This is a genomic window from Streptomyces sp. Q6 (assembly GCF_036967205.1).
GTDB classification, from domain to species: Bacteria; Actinomycetota; Actinomycetes; order Streptomycetales; family Streptomycetaceae; genus Streptomyces; species Streptomyces citrinus.
In genome coordinates this window covers 1376003-1394946 of record NZ_CP146022.1, presented here as the reverse complement: position 1 = coordinate 1394946, position 18944 = coordinate 1376003, and the positions used below count along the sequence as shown (strand labels likewise).

Below are 18944 nucleotides of genomic sequence, written 5' to 3'. Positions count from 1 at the left end.
CGGCTCCGCCGCGTGGCTGGTAACTCACTGTGAGGTTACGCAGCGTTACTTGGCCGCGTCAAGCCGAATGGTCCGTACCGACCATCTCCCAAAACGGGCGTTCTCGCACCTCCAGGGGGGTGATCAGCGATGTTGAGGGCCTGGTAACGTGGATGGCGCAATTCCGACGTCCTTTAAGGTCCGTCCCGTGAGGCGGAGAAGGGGGTCCGTTTCTTATGGACACGCAGAATTCCGGAGCCAGGTCCGTTCTCGAGGGACCTGACATCGCGCGGGTGCTGACCCGTATCGCCCACGAGATCGTCGAGCGCGCCAAGGGCGCCGAGGACGTGGTCCTCCTGGGCATCCCCACGCGAGGCGTCTTCCTCGCCCGCCGCCTGGCCGAGAAGCTCGAAGAGATCACCGGCCGCGCCATCCCCGTCGGCTCGCTCGACATCACGATGTACCGCGACGACCTGCGCATGCACCCGCCGCGCGCACTCGCCCGGACCGAGATCCCCGGCGACGGCATCGACGGCCGCCTCGTCGTCCTCGTCGACGACGTGCTCTTCTCCGGCCGCACCATCCGCGCCGCACTGGACGCCCTGAACGACATCGGGCGGCCGCGCGCCGTGCAGCTCGCGGTCCTCGTCGACCGGGGCCACCGCGAACTCCCCATCCGTGCCGACTACGTCGGCAAGAACCTCCCCACGTCGCTGCGGGAGACGGTCAAGGTCCAGCTCGCCGAGGAGGACGGCCGCGACGCCGTGCTGCTCGGTGCCAAGCCGGACACCCAGGCAGCCGAGCGGTAGCACTCCCTTCCGCCGTACGCGTACCTCCGTGCGGCCCGAAGGCGTGCCCTCGCGCGCCCGTATGCCCCACATCACCCGACTTCCTTACGGTTGAACTTCCTTACGGAGCACCCCCGATGATGCGACACCTCATCTCGGCCGCCGACCTCACCCGCGACGACGCCGTCCTCATCCTCGACACCGCGGAGGAGATGGCCCGCGTCGCCGACCGGCCCATCAAGAAGCTGCCCGCGCTGCGCGGGCGGACCATCTGCAACCTCTTCTTCGAGGACTCGACCCGCACGCGGATCTCGTTCGAGGCCGCCGAGAAGCGCCTCTCCGCCGACGTCATCAACTTCGCCGCCAAGGGCTCCAGCGTCTCCAAGGGCGAGTCCCTGAAGGACACCGCGCAGACCCTGGAGGCCATGGGCGTCGACGCCGTCGTCATCCGGCACGGCGCGTCCGGCGCCCCGTACCGGCTCGCCACCTCCGGCTGGATCGACGCCCCCGTCATCAACGCCGGTGACGGCACCCACCAGCACCCCACGCAGGCGCTGCTCGACGCCTTCACCATGCGCCGCCGCCTCGTCGGCCGCGACGCCGGGATCGGCAAGGGTCTCGACGGCAAGCGCGTCACGATCGTCGGCGACGTGCTGCACAGCCGCGTCGCCCGCTCCAACGTCGACCTGCTGCACACGCTCGGCGCCGAGGTCACCCTCGTCGCGCCGCCCACCCTGGTGCCCGTCGGGGTCGAGTCCTGGCCCTGCGAGGTCTCGTACGACCTGGACTCCACGCTCACCAAGTCCGACGCCGTGATGATGCTCCGGGTGCAGCGCGAGCGCATGAACGCCGCCTTCTTCCCGACCGAGCGCGAGTACTCGCGCCGCTACGGACTCGACGGCGACCGCATGGCGAAGATGCCGGACCACGCCATCGTCATGCACCCCGGCCCGATGGTCCGCGGCATGGAGATCACCGCCGAGGTCGCCGACTCCGAGCGCTGCACGGTCATCGAGCAGGTCGCCAACGGCGTCCACACGCGGATGGCCGTCCTCTACCTGCTTCTGGGCGGCAACGAGCCCGCCGTCACGCACACCCGTACCGAGGGGAACTGAACGACATGAGCAAGATCCTGATCCGTGGTGCGAAGGTGCTCGGCGGCGAGCCGCAGGACGTCCTGATCGACGGTGCCGTCATCGCCGAGGTGGGCGGTGGCCTGTCCGCCGAGGGCGTCGACGAGGTCGTCGAGGCCGACGGCAAGATCCTCCTGCCGGGCCTCGTGGACCTGCACACCCACCTGCGCGAGCCGGGCCGCGAGGACTCCGAGACCGTCCTCACCGGCACGCGGGCCGCCGCCTCCGGCGGCTACACCAGCGTCTTCGCCATGGCCAACACCTTCCCGGTCGCCGACACCGCCGGCGTCGTCGAGCAGGTCTACCGGCTCGGCAAGGAGTCCGGTTACTGCGACGTGCAGCCCATCGGCGCCGTCACCGTCGGCCTGGAGGGCCAGAAGCTCGCCGAGCTGGGCGCCATGCACGAGTCCGCCGCCGGCGTCACCGTCTTCTCCGACGACGGCAAGTGCGTCCACGACGCCGTGATCATGCGCCGCGCCCTGGAGTACGTGAAGGCCTTCGGCGGCGTCGTCGCGCAGCACGCCCAGGAGCCGCGCCTCACCGAGGGCGCACAGATGAACGAGGGCACCGTCTCCGCCGAGCTGGGCCTGGGCGGCTGGCCGGCCGTCGCCGAGGAGTCGATCATCGCCCGCGACGTGCTGCTCGCCGAGCACGTCGGTTCGCGCGTGCACATCTGCCACCTGTCGACCGCCGGGTCCGTCGAGATCGTGCGGTGGGCGAAGTCCCGCGGCATCGACGTCACCGCCGAGGTCACCCCGCACCACCTGCTCCTCACGGACGAGCTCGTGCGGTCGTACAACCCGGTCTACAAGGTGAACCCGCCGCTGCGGACGGAGAAGGACGTCATGGCGCTGCGCGAGGCGCTCGCCGACGGCACCATCGACATCGTCGCCACCGACCACGCCCCGCACCCGCACGAGGACAAGGACTGCGAGTGGGCCGCCGCCGCCATGGGCATGGTGGGCCTGGAGACCGCGCTCAGCGTGGTCCAGCAGACGATGGTGGAGACCGGGCTGCTCGACTGGGCCGGGGTCGCCGACCGGATGTCCGTGAAGCCCGCCGAGATCGGACGGGCGCAGGGTCACGGCCGTCCCGTCTCGGCAGGTGAGCCCGCCAACCTCGTCCTCGTGGATGCCGACTACCGTGGAGCCGTTGACCCCGCGGGCTTCGCCTCCCGCAGCCGCAACACCCCGTACGAGGGCCGTGAGCTGCCGGGGCGCGTCACCCACACCTGGCTGCGGGGCAAGGCCACCCTCGCCGACGGGAAGCTCGCGTGACACCTCTGCACCTGGTCCAGCTGGCCGCCGATCAGAAGTCGGCGGACGTGACGGACTGGCCCGACCGGATCGGCTGGATCGTCGGTCTGCTGCTCTTCATCGCGCTCGTCTACTGGCTGATGCGCCAGGGCTGGAAGTGGCGCGGCACGCTCCAGGGCGACCTGCCGCCGCTGCCCAGCGCGCCGGACGGGCGCGGTCCGGCCAGACTTGAGCTGAGCGGCCGGTACCACGGCTCCACCACCGCGGGGCAGTGGCTCGACCGCATCGTGGCGCACGGCCTCGGAACCCGCAGCCGTGTCGAGCTGGCGCTGACGGACGCGGGACTCGATGTCGTACGCCCCGGAGCCGCCGACTTCTTCATCCCGCTGGACGCGGTGCGCGAGGCCCGGCTCGACAAGGGCATCGCGGGCAAGGTCCTCACGGAGGGCGGTCTGCTGATCGTCACCTGGGCCCACGGCGACCGGCTGATCGACTCCGGGTTCCGCTCCGACCACGCCGCCGAGCAGGCCGCATGGGTCGAGACCCTCAACAAGATGACCAAAACGACGGAAGGCACCGCACGATGACCACCTCCACCAGGGGAGCCACGAAGGCTCCTGCCGTTCTCGTCCTGGAGGACGGCCGGGTGTTCCGCGGCCGCGCCTACGGGGCCGTGGGGGAGACCTTCGGCGAGGCCGTGTTCTCCACCGGCATGACCGGCTACCAGGAGACCCTCACCGACCCGTCGTACGACCGCCAGATCGTGGTCGCCACCGCCCCGCAGATCGGCAACACGGGCTGGAACGACGAGGACGACGAGTCGAGCCGCATCTGGGTCTCGGGCTACGTCGTGCGCGACCCCGCCCGCATCCCGTCCAACTGGCGCGCGAAGCGTTCGCTGGACGACGAGCTGGTCGCCCAGAACATCGTGGGCATCAGCGGCATCGACACCCGCGCGCTCACCCGCCACCTGCGCGAGCGCGGCTCCATGCGCTCCGGGATCTTCTCCGGCGAGGCGCTGGCCACCGACGCCGAGCTCGTCGAGAAGGTCCAGGCCCAGCCCCTCATGAAGGGCCTGAGCCTGTACGAGGAGGTCGCCACCAAGGAGGCCTACGTCGTCCCGGCGATCGGCGAGAAGAAGTTCACCGTCGCCGCCGTCGACCTCGGCATCAAGGGCATGACCCCGCACCGCATGGCCGAGCGCGGCATCGAGGTGCACGTGCTCCCGGCGACCGCCACCGAGGACGACCTGTACGCCGTGAACCCCGACGGCGTCTTCTTCTCCAACGGCCCGGGCGACCCGGCCACCGCAGAGGGCCCGGTCGCGCTGATGACCGCCGTCCTCGCCCGCAGGACGCCGCTGTTCGGCATCTGCTTCGGCAACCAGATCCTCGGCCGCGCCCTCGGCTTCGGCACGTACAAGCTCAAATACGGCCACCGCGGCATCAACCAGCCGGTGCAGGACCGCACCACCGGCAAGGTCGAGGTCACCGCGCACAACCACGGCTTCGCCGTGGACGCGCCGCTCGACAAGGTGAGCGAGACCCCCTTCGGCCGCGCCGAGGTCTCCCACGTCTGCCTGAACGACCAGGTCGTCGAAGGCCTCCAGCTGCTCGACCAGCCGGCCTTCTCCGTCCAGTACCACCCCGAAGCTGCTGCCGGCCCGCACGACGCCGCGTACCTCTTCGACCGCTTCGTTTCCCTGATGGAGGGCCAGCGTGCCTAAGCGCACCGATATCCAGTCCGTCCTGGTCATCGGCTCCGGTCCGATCGTCATCGGCCAGGCCGCCGAGTTCGACTACTCCGGTACCCAGGCCTGCCGCATCCTGCGCGCCGAGGGCCTGCGGGTCATCCTCGTGAACTCCAACCCGGCGACGATCATGACCGACCCGGAGATCGCCGACGCCACGTACGTCGAGCCGATCACCCCCGAGTTCGTCGAGAAGATCATCGCGAAGGAGCGCCCCGACGCGCTCCTGCCGACCCTCGGTGGCCAGACCGCGCTCAACACCGCGATCTCCATGCACGAGCAGGGCGTCCTCGAGAAGTACGGCGTCGAGCTCATCGGCGCCAACGTCGAGGCGATCAACAAGGGCGAGGACCGCGACCTCTTCAAGGGTGTCGTGGAAGAGGTCCGCAAGAAGATCGGGCACGGCGAGTCCGCCCGGTCCGTGATCTGCCACTCGATGGACGACGTCCTCAAGGGTGTCGACACCCTCGGCGGCTACCCCGTCGTCGTCCGCCCCTCCTTCACCATGGGCGGCGCCGGTTCCGGCTTCGCGCACGACGAGGAGGAGCTGCGCCGCATCGCCGGTCAGGGCCTCACGCTCTCCCCGACCACCGAGGTGCTCCTGGAGGAGTCCATCCTCGGCTGGAAGGAGTACGAGCTGGAGCTGATGCGCGACAAGAACGACAACGTCGTGGTCGTCTGCTCCATCGAGAACTTCGACCCGATGGGCGTGCACACCGGTGACTCGATCACCGTCGCCCCGTCGATGACCCTCACCGACCGCGAGTACCAGCGCCTGCGTGACATCGGCATCGCGATCATCCGCGAGGTCGGCGTCGACACCGGCGGCTGCAACATCCAGTTCGCGGTGAACCCCGACGACGGCCGCATCATCGTCATCGAGATGAACCCGCGCGTCTCCCGCTCCTCGGCCCTCGCCTCGAAGGCCACCGGCTTCCCGATCGCCAAGATCGCCGCGAAGCTGGCCGTCGGCTACACGCTCGACGAGATCCCGAACGACATCACGGAGAAGACGCCGGCCTCCTTCGAGCCGACGCTCGACTACGTGGTCGTGAAGGCCCCGCGCTTCGCGTTCGAGAAGTTCCCGTCCGCCGACTCCACGCTGACCACGACCATGAAGTCGGTCGGCGAGGCCATGGCCATCGGCCGCAACTTCACCGAGGCGTTCCAGAAGGCGCTGCGCTCCCTGGAGAAGAAGGGCTCGCAGTTCACCTTCGTCGGCGAGACCGGCGACAAGACCGCCCTCCTCGAAGAGGCCGTGCGCCCGACCGACGGCCGGATCAACACCGTCATGGAGGCGATCCGCGCCGGCGCCACCCCGCAGGAGATCTTCGACTACACGAAGATCGACCCGTGGTTCGTGGACCAGCTCTTCCTGATCAAGGAGGTCGCCGACGAGCTGGCGGCCGCCGAGCGCCTCGACGCCGACCTGCTCGCCGAGGCCAAGCGCCACGGCTTCTCGGACCACCAGATCGCCGAGATCCGCGGCCTGCGCGAGGACGTCGTCCGCGAGGTCCGGCACGCGCTCGGTGTCCGCCCGGTCTACAAGACGGTCGACACCTGCGCCGCCGAGTTCGCCGCCAAGACGCCGTACTTCTACTCCTCGTACGACGAGGAGACCGAGGTCGCGCCGCGCACCAAGCCCGCCGTGATCATCCTGGGCTCCGGCCCGAACCGCATCGGCCAGGGCATCGAGTTCGACTACTCCTGCGTCCACGCCTCCTTCGCGCTCAGCGAGGCGGGCTACGAGACCGTGATGGTCAACTGCAACCCGGAGACCGTCTCCACGGACTACGACACCTCCGACCGCCTGTACTTCGAGCCGCTGACGCTCGAGGACGTGCTGGAGATCGTCCACGCGGAGTCGCTGGCCGGCCCGATCGCGGGCGTCGTCGTCCAGCTCGGCGGCCAGACCCCGCTGGGCCTGTCGCAGGCGCTCAAGGACAACGGCGTGCCCGTCGTCGGCACCTCCCCGGAGGCGATCCACGCCGCCGAGGACCGCGGCGCCTTCGGCCGGGTCCTCGCCGAGGCCGGACTGCCCGCCCCCAAGCACGGCACGGCCACGACCTTCGCCGAGGCCAAGGCCATCGCCGACGAGATCGGCTACCCGGTCCTGGTCCGCCCGTCCTACGTGCTCGGCGGCCGCGGCATGGAGATCGTCTACGACGAGACCCGCCTGTCCTCGTACATCGAGGAGTCGACCGAGATCAGCCCCTCGCGGCCGGTCCTCGTCGACCGCTTCCTCGACGACGCGATCGAGATCGACGTCGACGCCCTGTACGACGGCGAGGAGCTCTACCTCGGCGGCGTCATGGAGCACATCGAGGAGGCCGGCATCCACTCCGGCGACTCGGCGTGCGCCCTGCCCCCGATCACCCTCGGAGGCTTCGACATCAAGCGCCTGCGCGCCTCGACCGAGGCCATCGCCAAGGGCGTCGGCGTCCGCGGCCTGATCAACATCCAGTTCGCGATGGCGGGTGACATCCTCTACGTCCTGGAGGCCAACCCGCGCGCCTCGCGCACCGTCCCCTTCACCTCGAAGGCGACCGCGGTGCCGCTCGCGAAGGCCGCCGCCCGCATCTCGCTGGGCGCCACCGTCGCCGAGCTGCGCGCCGAGGGCCTGCTCCCGAAGACCGGCGACGGCGGCACGCTGCCGCTGGACGCGCCGATCTCCGTCAAGGAGGCCGTCATGCCGTGGTCGCGCTTCCGCGACATCCACGGCCGCGGCGTCGACACCGTCCTCGGCCCGGAGATGCGCTCCACCGGCGAGGTCATGGGCATCGACTCCGTCTTCGGCACGGCGTACGCCAAGTCGCAGGCCGGCGCGTACGGCCCGCTGCCGACGAAGGGCCGGGCGTTCATCTCCGTCGCCAACCGCGACAAGCGCTCGATGATCTTCCCGGCGCGCGAGCTGGTCGCCCACGGCTTCGAGCTGCTCGCCACGTCCGGCACGGCCGAGGTGCTCAAGCGCAACGGCATCAACGCCACCGTCGTGCGCAAGCAGTCCGAGGGCGAGGGCCCCAACGGCGAGAAGACGATCGTCCAGCTCATCCACGACGGTGACGTCGACCTGATCGTCAACACCCCGTACGGCACCGGCGGCCGTCTCGACGGCTACGAGATCCGCACGGCGGCGGTCGCCCGCTCCGTGCCGTGCCTGACGACGGTCCAGGCCCTCGCGGCCGCCGTCCAGGGCATCGACGCTCTGAACCACGGGGACGTGGGCGTCCGTTCCTTGCAGGAACACGCGGAACACCTGACCGCGGCCCGCGACTAGCAGCCCAAGAGGGGGACACCGGAACGGTGTCCCCCTCTTCATGAGCCCACCGCCTCATGAGCACCTATAGGACGTCAGCCATGTACAAGCTGTTCTTCAACCTCGTCTTCAAGCGCATGGACCCCGAGAAGGCCCACTACCTGGCCTTCCGCTGGATCCGCCTCGCGGCCCGCACCCCCGTTCTGCGCACCTTCGTGGCGGCCGCGCTCGCGCCGCGCTACAAGGAGCTGCGTACCGAAGCCCTCGGCCTTCGTATGCACGGTCCTTTCGGCCTCGCCGCGGGCTTCGACAAGAATGCCATCGCGATCGACGGCATGGCCATGCTCGGCTTCGACCACATCGAGATCGGCACCGTCACCGGCGAGCCGCAGCCCGGCAACCCCAAGAAGCGCCTGTTCCGCCTCGTCCAGGACCGCGCGCTGATCAACCGCATGGGCTTCAACAACGAGGGCTCGCTGGCCGTCGCCGCCCGTCTGGCCTCCCGCAGCCCCGTCTTCAGGACCACGGTCGGCGTCAACATCGGCAAGACCAAGGTCGTCCCCGAGGCCGAGGCCGTCGGCGACTACGTGAAGTCCACCGAGCGCCTCGCCGCCTTCGCCGACTACCTCGTCGTGAACGTGTCGTCGCCGAACACGCCCGGCCTGCGCAACCTCCAGGCCACGGAGGCGCTGCGCCCGCTGCTCACCGCCGTGCGCGAGGCCGCCGACCGCTCGGTCCGCTCCCGCCGCGTCCCGCTCCTGGTGAAGATCGCCCCCGACCTCGCGGACGAGGACATCGACGCGGTCGCCGACCTGGCCGTCGAGCTGGGTCTGGACGGCGTCATCGCCACGAACACCACGATCTCCCGCGAAGGTCTCGTCACGAAGGGCGATGTCGTCGACGAGACCGGCGGCCTGTCCGGGGCGCCGCTCAAGGAACGCTCCCTGGAGGTCCTCAGGCGCCTCTACGCGCGCGTGGGGGACCGGATCACCCTCGTGGGCGTCGGAGGCATCGAGAACGCCGAGGACGCCTGGCAGCGCATCCTCGCCGGCGCCACCCTCGTCCAGGGCTACTCGGCCTTCATCTACGAGGGCCCGTTCTACGCCCGCGCGATCCACAAGGGCCTCGCCGCCCGCCTCCGTACGAGCCCGTACGCCACCCTCGCCGACGCGATCGGCGCCGATGTCCGGAAGAAGGCTGACGCCGCATGACCGCCCTCCCGTCGTCCGACCAGAATCTCTCGGGTGAACCCTTCGGCGCCCGTCTGCGCCGCGTCATGGACGAGCGCGGTCCGCTTTGCGTCGGCATCGACCCGCACGCCGCCCTGCTCTCCTCCTGGGGCCTGGACGACGACATCGCGGGCCTGGAATCCTTCACGCGCACGACGGTCGAGGCGCTGGCCGACACGGTCGCCGTGGTCAAGCCGCAGATGGCGTTCTTCGAGCGGTTCGGCTCGCGCGGCATCGCCGTCCTGGAGCAGGCCGTCGCGGAGCTGCGCGCCGCGGGCACCCTCGTCGTCATGGACGCCAAGCGCGGCGACATCGGCTCGACCATGGCCGCGTACGCGGAGACGTACCTGCGCAAGGACTCCCCGCTGTTCGTGGACGCCCTGACGGTCTCGCCCTACCTCGGCTACGGGTCGCTGAAGCCCGCCGTGGAGCTCGCGCGCGAGTCCGGCGCCGGACTCTTCGTCCTCGCGCTCACCTCCAACCCCGAGGGCGGCGAGGTCCAGCACGCGGTCCGTGCCGACGGCCGCAACGTCGGCGCGACGATGCTCGCGCACCTCGCCGCGGAGAACGCGGGGGAGTCCCCGATGGGCTCCTTCGGCGCTGTCGTGGGCGCCACGCTCGGGGACCTGTCCTCGTACGACCTCGACATCAACGGTCCCCTCCTCGCCCCCGGTATCGGCGCGCAGGGTGCGACGGCCGCCGATCTCCCGACGGTGTTCGGCGCCGCCGCGCGCAACGTCGTACCGAACGTGAGCCGGGGCGTTCTCAAGGAGGGCCCCTCGGTCGCCGCCCTGCGCGACGCGGCGGTGCGCTTCGCGGACCAGGTGCGGGAAGCGGTCGCGTAGCTCCGCCGAGCGGCCCGCGACGTCGCTCGGAGGTCCGCCGGAGGTCGGCCGGAGGCCGGTGCGGGGTCGGTACGGGGGTGGCACTCCGTGCCGACCTTTGGCCAGGCGTCCGAATCCTGACCGAATTACCGGTCGTTATGTCCGAAATGTAGGGCTCGAGCGAGGCTGACCAGGACTTTTCCTCTGTTCTCGCTGACTCAGGCGGCCTTGGCCGCTAGTCTCCGACGAGAGCGAAGAGGCCAGCGCAGGTAATCGCGTTGCTCGTTGCTCACCAGGTGTGGGGCGACTAGGTTCCTCACCGGTCCGTATCCGACAGTTCGACATCCGAGGTGACGTAGGCGTGGCTCTTCCGCCCCTTACCCCTGAACAGCGCGCAGCCGCGCTCGAAAAGGCCGCCGCGGCTCGCCGGGAGCGGGCCGAGGTCAAGAATCGACTCAAGCACTCCGGCGCCTCCCTGCACGAGGTGATCAAGCAGGGTCAGGAGAACGATGTCATCGGAAAGATGAAGGTCTCCGCCCTCCTCGAGTCCCTGCCGGGCGTGGGCAAGGTCCGCGCCAAGCAGATCATGGAGCGTCTCGGGATCTCCGAATCCCGCCGGGTGCGCGGTCTCGGTTCCAACCAGATCGCCTCCCTGGAGCGCGAGTTCGGCAGCACCGGCGCCTGAGTGACCGCGGCCGGTCGCGAGACTGGTCCGGGCACTCCGGAACAACTGGAATAATCGCTGCATGAGTGAACGTCCGCGGCTGACCGTGCTCTCCGGCCCCTCTGGAGTCGGCAAGAGCACGGTCGTCGCTCATATGCGCAAGCAGCACCCCGAGGTCTGGCTCTCGGTGTCGGCGACGACCCGCAAGCCGCGCCCCGGCGAGAAGCACGGAGTCCAGTACTTCTTCGTCACCGACGAGGAGATGGACAAGCTGATCGCCAATGGCGAGCTCCTCGAGTGGGCCGAGTTCGCGGGGAACCGCTACGGCACCCCGCGGCGTGCCGTGCTCGACCGCCTCGAAGCGGGCGAGCCGGTGCTCCTCGAGATCGACCTCCAGGGTGCCCGCCTGGTCCGGGAGTCGATGCCCGAGGCGCAGCTGGTCTTCCTCGCCCCGCCGAGCTGGGACGAGCTGGTCCGCCGGCTCACCGGGCGCGGTACCGAGGCACCGGAGGTCATCGAGCGTCGTCTCGGGGCCGCGAAGGTGGAGCTGGCGGCCGAGGCGGAGTTCGACACGACCCTTGTCAACACCTCCGTCGAGGACGTAGCGCGTGAGCTGCTAGCCTTGATGAAAGTTCTTTGATCTTTACCCCAGTCGGGACCTGTCGGTCCCGGCCCCCCATCGGAAGGCAGAGCGTGTCCTCTTCCATCACCGCGCCCGAGGGCATCATCAACCCGCCGATTGATGAGCTCCTCGAGGCCACCGACTCGAAGTACAGCCTGGTCATCTACGCCGCCAAGCGCGCGCGTCAGATCAACGCGTACTACTCGCAGCTCGGTGAGGGTCTGCTCGAGTACGTCGGCCCGCTGGTGGACACCCACGTCCACGAGAAGCCGCTCTCGATCGCTCTCCGCGAGATCAACGCGGGCCTGCTGACGTCCGAGGCCATCGAGGGCCCGGCGCAGTAACGCTCGTCGTATCGCAGTCATCACGTCATCACAGGCCCGGCAGGAGGCACCTCTCAGCGTCAGCTGGGAGAACGACTGCCGGGCCTGTGGTGTGTCATGGAGTCGTACGTTTTCGAAGTCAGGGGAGATCCGGTGTCGTCGAAGCCCAAGGTCGTACTGGGGGTCAGCGGTGGAATCGCCGCCTACAAGGCGTGTGAACTGCTGCGACGCCTGACGGAGTCCGGACACGAGGTGCGGGTCGTGCCCACCGACTCGGCACTGCACTTCGTCGGCGCCGCCACCTGGTCCGCCCTGTCCGGCAACCCGGTCTCCACCGAGGTCTGGGACTCCGTCCACGAGGTCCCGCACGTGCGCATCGGGCAGCACGCCGACATCGTCGTCGTCGCCCCGGCCACCGCCGACATGCTCGCCAAGGCGGCCCACGGCCTCGCCGACGACCTCCTCACCAACACCCTCCTCACCGCCCGCTGTCCGGTCGTCTTCGCGCCGGCCATGCACACCGAGATGTGGGAGCACCCGGCCACCCAGGAGAACGTCGCGACGCTGCGCCGCCGCGGCGCCCTCGTCATCGAGCCCGCGGTCGGCCGCCTCACCGGCGTGGACACGGGCAAGGGCCGCTTCCCCGACCCGGTCGAGATCTTCGACTACGTACGCCGGGTCCTCGCGGGCGGCGGCGAGCGGGACCTCGCCGGCAAGCACGTCGTGGTCAGCGCGGGCGGCACCCGCGAGCCCCTCGACCCGGTCCGCTTCCTCGGCAACCGCTCCTCCGGCAAGCAGGGCTACGCGCTGGCCCGCAGCGCGGTGGCGCGCGGCGCCCGCGTCACCCTGTTGTCCGCGAACGCCGCCCTGCCGGACCCGGCCGGCGTCGACGTCGTGCATGTGGGAACGGCCGTCCAGCTGCGCGAGGCGGTCCTCAAGGCGGCCGCCGACGCCGACGCGGTCGTCATGGCCGCCGCCGTCGCCGACTTCCGCCCCGAGACGTACGCCACCGGAAAGATCAAGAAGAAGGACGGCCAGGAGCCCGCGCCGATCGCGCTCGTCCGCAACCCGGACATCCTGGCCGAGATCTCCGCCGACCGGCCGCGCCCCGGCCAGGTCGTCGTGGGCTTCGCCGCCGAGACCGACGACGTCCTCGCCAACGGCCGCGCCAAGCTCGCCCGCAAGGGCTGCGACCTGCTCGTCGTCAACGAGGTCGGGGAGCGCAAGACGTTCGGCTCCGAGGAGAACGAGGCCGTGATCCTCGGCGCCGACGGCAGCGAGATCCCGGTCCCCTACGGGCCGAAGGACGCGCTCGCCGACCGGATCTGGGACGAGGTCGTCCGGCGCGGGTGAAAATCCACATTCGCCCCTTCGGGTGCCCCGAACCCCCCAAAACAAGGGAATTCCGGGCGCCCGGTACTCTTCCGGAAGTCGATGGTCGTATCGCAGAATGCGGTGTCGCAGGTCACAGCGCTCCCAAGTAGCGAGACGCGTGGTCCGGCGGCCGAGCACGACCGATAAACTGTTCCCGGATGTCGTCGGGCGCAGCCCCCGTACCGTCCGTCAATGATCAGCCAGCAGCCGCTGCAACCACAGGGAGCGTTGTGTCCCGTCGCCTGTTCACCTCGGAGTCCGTGACCGAGGGTCACCCCGACAAGATCGCTGACCAGATCAGCGACACCATTCTTGACGCCCTGCTGCGCGAGGACCCCACGTCCCGCGTCGCCGTCGAGACGCTGATCACCACGGGCCTCGTGCACGTGGCCGGCGAGGTCACCACCAAGGCGTACGCGCCGATCGCGCAGCTCGTGCGCGACAAGATCCTCGAGATCGGCTACGACTCGTCGAAGAAGGGCTTCGACGGCGCGTCCTGCGGCGTCTCGGTCTCCATCGGCTCGCAGTCGCCCGACATCGCGCAGGGCGTCGACACCGCGTACGAGAAGCGCGTCGAGGGCGATGACGACGAGCTCGACAAGCAGGGCGCGGGCGACCAGGGCCTGATGTTCGGCTACGCGTGCGACGAGACGCCGGAGCTCATGCCGCTCCCGATCCACCTCGCGCACCGCCTGTCGCGCCGCCTCTCCGAGGTCCGCAAGAACGGCACGATCCCTTACCTCCGTCCGGACGGCAAGACCCAGGTCACCATCGAGTACGACGGCGACAAGGCCGTGCGTCTCGACACCGTGGTCGTCTCGTCGCAGCACGCGTCGGACATCGACCTGGACTCGCTGCTCGCCCCCGACATCCGCGAGTTCGTCGTCGAGCCCGAGCTGAAGGCTCTCCTCGACGACGGCATCAAGCTGGAGACCGAGGGCTACCGCCTCCTGGTGAACCCGACCGGCCGCTTCGAGATCGGCGGCCCGATGGGCGACGCCGGCCTCACCGGCCGCAAGATCATCATCGACACTTACGGCGGCTACGCCCGGCACGGTGGCGGCGCCTTCTCGGGCAAGGACCCGTCGAAGGTCGACCGCTCCGCCGCGTACGCCATGCGCTGGGTCGCCAAGAACGTCGTGGCCGCGGGTCTCGCCTCGCGCTGCGAGGTCCAGGTCGCGTACGCCATCGGCAAGGCCGAGCCGGTCGGTCTCTTCGTCGAGACCTTCGGTACGAACACGGTCGACACCGACAAGATCGAGGCCGCGATCTCCGAGGTCTTCGACCTCCGCCCGGCCGCGATCATCCGTGACCTCGACCTGCTCCGCCCGATCTACTCCCAGACGGCCGCCTACGGCCACTTCGGGCGCGCGCTGCCCGACTTCACCTGGGAGCGGACGGACCGCGTGGACGCGCTGCGCAAGGCCGCCGGTCTGTAGGTCCCGGTTCTGGCGCTCTCGGGCCCGGGTCTCCTTCGGGAGGCCCGGGCCCCGGCGTTTTCCCGGCCCTTCGGCTGTCCGTGCCCTCTGGTAGGAATGCACCTGTGAGCAGCGAGAACGACACCCCCGCGCAGCCCGACGGCGGCGAGCCGGAGCAGCTTGCGTTGATCCGGGAGACCGTGCGCAAGGCCAAGAAGCCGAAGGCCAAGCCGCGGACGTGGCGGGGGGCGCCGCTGGCCGGCGAGCTGCCGGTCGCCCGGGTGCTCGTCGACAAGGGCGTGCTCCACCTCGACCGGTACTTCGAGTACGCGGTGCCGCAGGAGCTGGACGCCGTCGCGCAGCCGGGGGTGCGGGTGCGGGTGCGGTTCGGCGCGGGCAGCCGCCAGGTGCGGGACGGGCGGCGCGAGGGCGGCGGCCTGATCGACGGGTTCCTGGTGGAGCGTGTCGCCGAGGCCGACTACCAGGGGCCTCTCGCCGCGCTCGCCCAGGTCGTGTCGCCGGAGCCCGTGCTCGGGCCCGAACTGCTCGGGCTGACCCGGGCCGTGGCCGACCGGTACGCGGGCAGCCTCGCCGACGTACTGCAACTCGCCGTCCCGCCCCGGCACGCCAAGGCCGAGGCGAAGGAGTTCCCGGCGCCGCCCGCGCTGCCCGCCGCACCCGACGCCGGATCGTGGCGCCGGTACGAGCGGGGGCCGACCTGCTGGCCTCGCTGGCCTCGGGCGGTGCGCCGCGTGCCGTGTGGACCGCGCTGCCGGGCCCCGAGTGGGCCGTCGAGATCGCGCTCGCCGTTCAGGCGACGCTGGCGTCCGGGCGCGGGGCGCTGGTGGTCGTGCCCACCGTGCGGCTCGCCTCCCGGGTGGACGCCGCGCTGCGGGACGTCCTGGGGAGGGGCAGCACGCACTGCTCACCGCGGAGGCCGGACAGCAGCGGCGCTACGAGGAGTGGCTCGCCGTGCGGCGCGGCGCCGTGCGGGCGGTGGTGGGGACGCGGGCCGCCATGTTCGCCCCCGTGAGAGACCTGGGACTCGTCGTCGTCTGGGACGACGGGGACGGGCATCACAGCGACGACCATGCGCCGTTCCCGCATGTGCGGGAGGTCCTGGAGCTGCGTGCCACCCGGGACAAGTGCGCCTTCCTGCTGGGCAGTTGGGGCTGCACGGTCGAGGCCGCGCAGTTGGTGCACAGCGGCTGGGCCGCCGCCGTTGCCGCTCCCCGGGAAGCGGTACGGCGGGTCGCTCCGCGCGTGCGGACCGTCGGCGATCTGGACCTGGCCAGGGACGAGGCGGCGCGGGCCGCGCGGCTGCCGAGCATCGCCTGGGACGTCGCCAGGGACGCGCTGCGCACCGGGCCCGTCCTGGTGCAGGTGCCGCGCCGCGGGTACGTGCCCCGGCTCGCCTGCCAGCGGTGCCGGGAGCCCGCCCGGTGCCGGCACTGCGCCGGTCCGCTGGAGGCGCGGGAGGCCACCGGCGTGCTCGCCTGCGGCTGGTGCGGACGCGAGGAGGGCAACTGGCGGTGCGGCGAGTGCGGCGGCGTGCGGCTGCGGGCTCAGGTCGTCGGGGCGCGGCGCACCGCCGAGGAGCTGGGCCGGGCCTTCCCCGCGGTTCCGGTGCGGACGTCCGGCCGTGAGCAGGTGCTCGACACCGTCCCGGGTGCCCCCGCGCTCGTCGTCAGTACGCCGGGCGCCGAGCCCGTCGCCGAGGGCGGGTACGCGGCCGCGCTGCTGCTCGACGGATGGGCGATGCTGGGGCGGCCCGACCTGCGGGCCGGGAGGACGCGCTGCGCCGCTGGATCGCCGCGTCCGCGCTGGTCCGCCCCCAGGAGGCCGGCGGCATCGTCGTGATCATGGCCGAGCCGACGCTGCGGCCGGTGCAGGCGCTGGTCCGCTGGGACCCGGTGGGGCACGCGGTGCGCGAGCTGGCCGACCGGGCCGAGCTGGGCTTCCCGCCGGTCTCCCGGATGGCGTCGGTGACCGGCACCGCGGAGGCGCTCGCGAGCTTCCTCGGCGCGGTCGAACTGCCGGCGGACGCGGAGGTCCTCGGGCCCGTCCCCGTGCCGGAACCCGCGCCCGGGGCCGCCCGGCGGACGGGGGCGCCGCCACCCGGGGAGCAGTGGGAGCGGGCGCTCGTGCGGGTGCCGCCCGGCAGCGGGGCGGCGCTGGCCACCGCCCTCAAGCAGGCGCAGGCCGCGCGGATGGCACGTGGCGGGGTCGAGCCGGTGCGGGTACGGGTGGATCCGCTGGACATCGGCTGACCGAACGTCAAGCGGCGCTGACAGCGGAGGGTCAACCCGAGGACACACGGGAAGCCGTGCGAAACCTCCGGGGAAGTCCGGGGAAGTCCGGGGAAGCCCGAGAAACCCCGGGAAGCCGTCGGAAGTCGTCACTCCCTGGAAGCCGACGTGCCCCCCGGCGCGTCAACACACCACTGCCTCCCCGTACGTGGCGTACGAGGAGGCAGATGGCGGTGGGGGTAAGGCCCGCTCAGCCGTTGCGCGGGCCGGGGAAGACGCCCGGCCGGGCCTCGTCGCGCAGGCCCGGACTGCCCGCGGTCGGCTGGGTCGGCATGGAGCGGGCGGCGGGCACCGCCGGGAGCGGACCCGCGCCCATCGGCAGGGCGGGACGCGGCGCCGTGGAGGTCACGGTGGTGGGGGACGCGGGCGTCTCCGCACCGCGCTCGGCGTCGGCGGCCGCCTGGGTGACGGCCCTGCGGGCCCCGTACCTGCGGTGCACCGCCTGCTTGGTGACTCCGAGCGCGGAGCCCACCGCGTCCCACGAGAAACCCAGCGAACGGTCGAAGTCCACGGCGGCGGTCACCAGTGTCTCGACGCTGTCCCGCAGCTCCTGGGCGAGACGGACGGTCGGGGCGGGGGCCCTTCCGTAGACGACGAAGCCCGCGGAGGGGCCGGAGCGGCGCGGGCGGTAGACGTTGCCGAGCTGCGCGGTGAGGGTGCGCAGCGCGTCCACCTGCCGCCGGACCCGCTCGATGTCCCGCACCAGCAGGTGCAGACTGGCCCGTGCCTGGGCGTCGTGGGTTGCGTGGTCGGCCATGAACAAGCCTCTCGAACCGGCGATGTAACGGATGGGGTCGCGCCCGCGTCGACCGACGTTCTCAGGTGACGATGGCGCGGTCGCGGCCCATGGGGTGGTCAACTCTTTCTTGACCAACGCGCCATGGCGTGAGGGGTCACGCTGCGAGGGCGTATCCGCATATGCGAGGGGCGCACGTCGTGGCGTGCGCCCCATGTGTGGCGGGGACGGCGCACCCATAGACTGGTGCGCTGCCCGTGACCCTGCCCCGAGAGGCCGTAAGCCACCGATGAAGCTCGTCTTCGCAGGCACCCCCGAGGTCGCCGTTCCCGCCCTGGACGCCCTGATCGCCTCCGACAAGCACGAGGTCGTCGCGGTCGTCACCCGGCCCGACGCCCCCGCGGGGCGCGGCCGCCGCCTCGTCGCGAGCCCGGTCGCGGAGCGGGCCGAGGAGGCCGGCATCGAGGTGCTCAAGCCCGCCAAGCCGCGCGACGAGGAGTTCCTCGCCCGGCTGCGCGAGATCGGCCCGGACTGCTGCCCGGTCGTCGCCTACGGGGCGCTGCTCCCGAAGACCGCGCTCGACGTGCCGGCCCGCGGCTGGGTCAACCTGCACTTTTCGCTGCTTCCCGCCTGGCGCGGGGCCGCCCCCGTCCAGCACTCGGTCATGGCGGGGGACGAGATCACCGGGGCGTCGACCTTCCTCATCGAGGAGGGGCTCGACTCGGGTCCCGTCTACGGCACGGTGACCGAGGCGGTCCGGCCCACCGACACCAGCGGCGACCTGCTGACCCGGCTCGCGTTCGCGGGCGCCGGGCTGCTCGTGGCGACGATGGACGGCATCGCGGACGGCTCGCTCCAGGCGGTGCCGCAGCCCGCCGACGGCGTCTCCCTCGCCCCGAAGATCACGGTCGAGGACGCCCGGATCGACTGGAACGCGCCCGCGCTGCGCGTCGACCGTGTCGTGCGCGGCTGCACGCCCGCGCCCGGCGCCTGGACCGAGTTCCGCGGCGAGCGGCTCAAGGTGCGCACGGCCGTGCTCGCGCCGGACCGCACGGACCTGGCCCCCGGTGAGCTGAGCGTCGGCAAGAAGAACCTGTACGTCGGCACCGGCTCGCACGCCGTGGAGCTGCTGTGGGTGCAGGCCCAGGGCAAGAAGCCGATGGCGGCGGCGGACTGGGCGCGCGGCGTGCGGATCGGCGCGGGGGAGCGCCTGGGCTGACGGGCCCGCCCGGCCCCCGGGCCGTCGCGGGACGTACCCTGGGAGGGTTCATCCCGGCGTACGA

15 protein-coding genes and 1 pseudogene are annotated in these 18944 nt (G+C 71.3%); 15 read left to right on the top strand and 1 reads right to left on the bottom strand.

What is annotated here, in order from left to right; translation table 11 throughout:
- Positions 1–215 precede the first annotated feature (215 nt).
- The 14 genes and pseudogenes from pyrR (at position 216) to V2W30_RS06530 (ending at position 16886) form a co-directional block, all read left to right on the top strand.
- Positions 216–788, top strand: coding sequence for a bifunctional pyr operon transcriptional regulator/uracil phosphoribosyltransferase PyrR (pyrR, locus tag V2W30_RS06595; protein ID WP_338694406.1), 573 nt, complete (start codon positions 216–218; stop codon positions 786–788).
- 116 nt (positions 789–904) lie between these two features.
- Complete coding sequence (locus tag V2W30_RS06590) at positions 905–1882, top strand: aspartate carbamoyltransferase catalytic subunit (protein ID WP_338694404.1); 978 nt, start codon at positions 905–907, stop codon at positions 1880–1882.
- A gap of 5 nt (positions 1883–1887) precedes the next feature.
- Positions 1888–3177: a dihydroorotase gene (locus tag V2W30_RS06585; RefSeq protein WP_338694403.1), complete on the top strand. Its 1290-nt coding sequence runs from the start codon at positions 1888–1890 to the stop codon at positions 3175–3177.
- Positions 3174–3743 carry a hypothetical protein gene (locus V2W30_RS06580; RefSeq protein ID WP_338694402.1) on the top strand — a complete coding sequence of 190 codons (570 nt, stop codon included), beginning with the start codon at positions 3174–3176 and terminating at the stop codon, positions 3741–3743. The genes V2W30_RS06585 and V2W30_RS06580 overlap by 4 nt, the downstream gene beginning before the upstream one ends.
- On the top strand, positions 3740–4882 hold the full coding sequence (gene carA, locus V2W30_RS06575; protein ID WP_338694400.1) for a glutamine-hydrolyzing carbamoyl-phosphate synthase small subunit: 1143 nt from the start codon (positions 3740–3742) through the stop codon (positions 4880–4882). Before V2W30_RS06580 ends, carA begins: the two co-directional genes overlap by 4 nt.
- A complete protein-coding gene (carB, locus tag V2W30_RS06570) occupies positions 4875–8183 on the top strand; it encodes a carbamoyl-phosphate synthase large subunit (protein ID WP_338694398.1) in 3309 nt (1102 codons plus the stop codon). The genes carA and carB overlap by 8 nt, the downstream gene beginning before the upstream one ends.
- An 80-nt stretch (positions 8184–8263) precedes the next feature.
- Positions 8264–9373, top strand: a complete 1110-nt coding sequence (locus tag V2W30_RS06565) for a quinone-dependent dihydroorotate dehydrogenase (protein ID WP_338694396.1) — start codon at positions 8264–8266, stop codon at positions 9371–9373.
- Entirely contained in the window at positions 9370–10236 is an 867-nt protein-coding gene (gene pyrF, locus V2W30_RS06560; protein WP_338694395.1) for an orotidine-5'-phosphate decarboxylase, read from the top strand. Before V2W30_RS06565 ends, pyrF begins: the two co-directional genes overlap by 4 nt.
- 340 nt (positions 10237–10576) lie before the next feature.
- Positions 10577–10900: an integration host factor gene (locus V2W30_RS06555; RefSeq protein ID WP_026246651.1), complete on the top strand. Its 324-nt coding sequence runs from the start codon at positions 10577–10579 to the stop codon at positions 10898–10900.
- Positions 10901–10961: 61 nt separating this feature from the next.
- Complete coding sequence (gene gmk, locus V2W30_RS06550) at positions 10962–11519, top strand: guanylate kinase (RefSeq protein WP_338694390.1); 558 nt, start codon at positions 10962–10964, stop codon at positions 11517–11519.
- Between the two features lie 53 nt (positions 11520–11572).
- Positions 11573–11845: a DNA-directed RNA polymerase subunit omega gene (gene rpoZ, locus V2W30_RS06545; RefSeq protein WP_005319902.1), complete on the top strand. Its 273-nt coding sequence runs from the start codon at positions 11573–11575 to the stop codon at positions 11843–11845.
- Between the two features lie 96 nt (positions 11846–11941).
- Positions 11942–13177, top strand: coding sequence for a bifunctional phosphopantothenoylcysteine decarboxylase/phosphopantothenate--cysteine ligase CoaBC (coaBC, locus tag V2W30_RS06540; RefSeq protein WP_338694389.1), 1236 nt, complete (start codon positions 11942–11944; stop codon positions 13175–13177).
- A 251-nt stretch (positions 13178–13428) separates the two neighbouring features.
- Complete coding sequence (gene metK, locus V2W30_RS06535; protein WP_338694388.1) at positions 13429–14637, top strand: methionine adenosyltransferase; 1209 nt, start codon at positions 13429–13431, stop codon at positions 14635–14637.
- Between the two features lie 104 nt (positions 14638–14741).
- A pseudogene (locus V2W30_RS06530) lies at positions 14742–16886 on the top strand (primosomal protein N').
- Positions 16887–17115: 229 nt separating this feature from the next.
- On the opposite strand, the gene V2W30_RS06525 reads toward V2W30_RS06530, so the two are convergent.
- Positions 17116–17682, bottom strand: a complete 567-nt coding sequence (locus V2W30_RS06525) for a hypothetical protein (RefSeq protein WP_338694386.1) — start codon at positions 17680–17682, stop codon at positions 17116–17118.
- A gap of 268 nt (positions 17683–17950) precedes the next feature.
- On the opposite strand from V2W30_RS06525, the gene fmt reads away from it, so the two are divergent.
- Positions 17951–18880 carry a methionyl-tRNA formyltransferase gene (gene fmt / locus V2W30_RS06520; protein WP_338694384.1) on the top strand — a complete coding sequence of 310 codons (930 nt, stop codon included), beginning with the start codon at positions 17951–17953 and terminating at the stop codon, positions 18878–18880.
- Positions 18881–18944 lie beyond the last annotated feature (64 nt).

What these genes read in the sequence shown, in the direction of transcription:
- pyrR (WP_338694406.1), top strand. Translation starts at nt 216, where the DNA reads ATGGACACGCAGAATTCCGGAGCCAGGTCCGTTCTCGAGGGACCTGAC.
- V2W30_RS06590 (WP_338694404.1), top strand. Translation starts at nt 905, where the DNA reads ATGATGCGACACCTCATCTCGGCCGCCGACCTCACCCGCGACGACGCC.
- V2W30_RS06585 (WP_338694403.1), top strand. Translation starts at nt 1,888, where the DNA reads ATGAGCAAGATCCTGATCCGTGGTGCGAAGGTGCTCGGCGGCGAGCCG.
- carA (WP_338694400.1), top strand. Translation starts at nt 3,740, where the DNA reads ATGACCACCTCCACCAGGGGAGCCACGAAGGCTCCTGCCGTTCTCGTC.
- V2W30_RS06565 (WP_338694396.1), top strand. Translation starts at nt 8,264, where the DNA reads ATGTACAAGCTGTTCTTCAACCTCGTCTTCAAGCGCATGGACCCCGAG.
- pyrF (WP_338694395.1), top strand. Translation starts at nt 9,370, where the DNA reads ATGACCGCCCTCCCGTCGTCCGACCAGAATCTCTCGGGTGAACCCTTC.
- gmk (WP_338694390.1), top strand. Translation starts at nt 10,962, where the DNA reads ATGAGTGAACGTCCGCGGCTGACCGTGCTCTCCGGCCCCTCTGGAGTC.
- coaBC (WP_338694389.1), top strand. Translation starts at nt 11,942, where the DNA reads ATGGAGTCGTACGTTTTCGAAGTCAGGGGAGATCCGGTGTCGTCGAAG.
- V2W30_RS06525 (WP_338694386.1), bottom strand. Translation starts at nt 17,682, where the DNA reads ATGGCCGACCACGCAACCCACGACGCCCAGGCACGGGCCAGTCTGCAC.
- fmt (WP_338694384.1), top strand. Translation starts at nt 17,951, where the DNA reads ATGAAGCTCGTCTTCGCAGGCACCCCCGAGGTCGCCGTTCCCGCCCTG.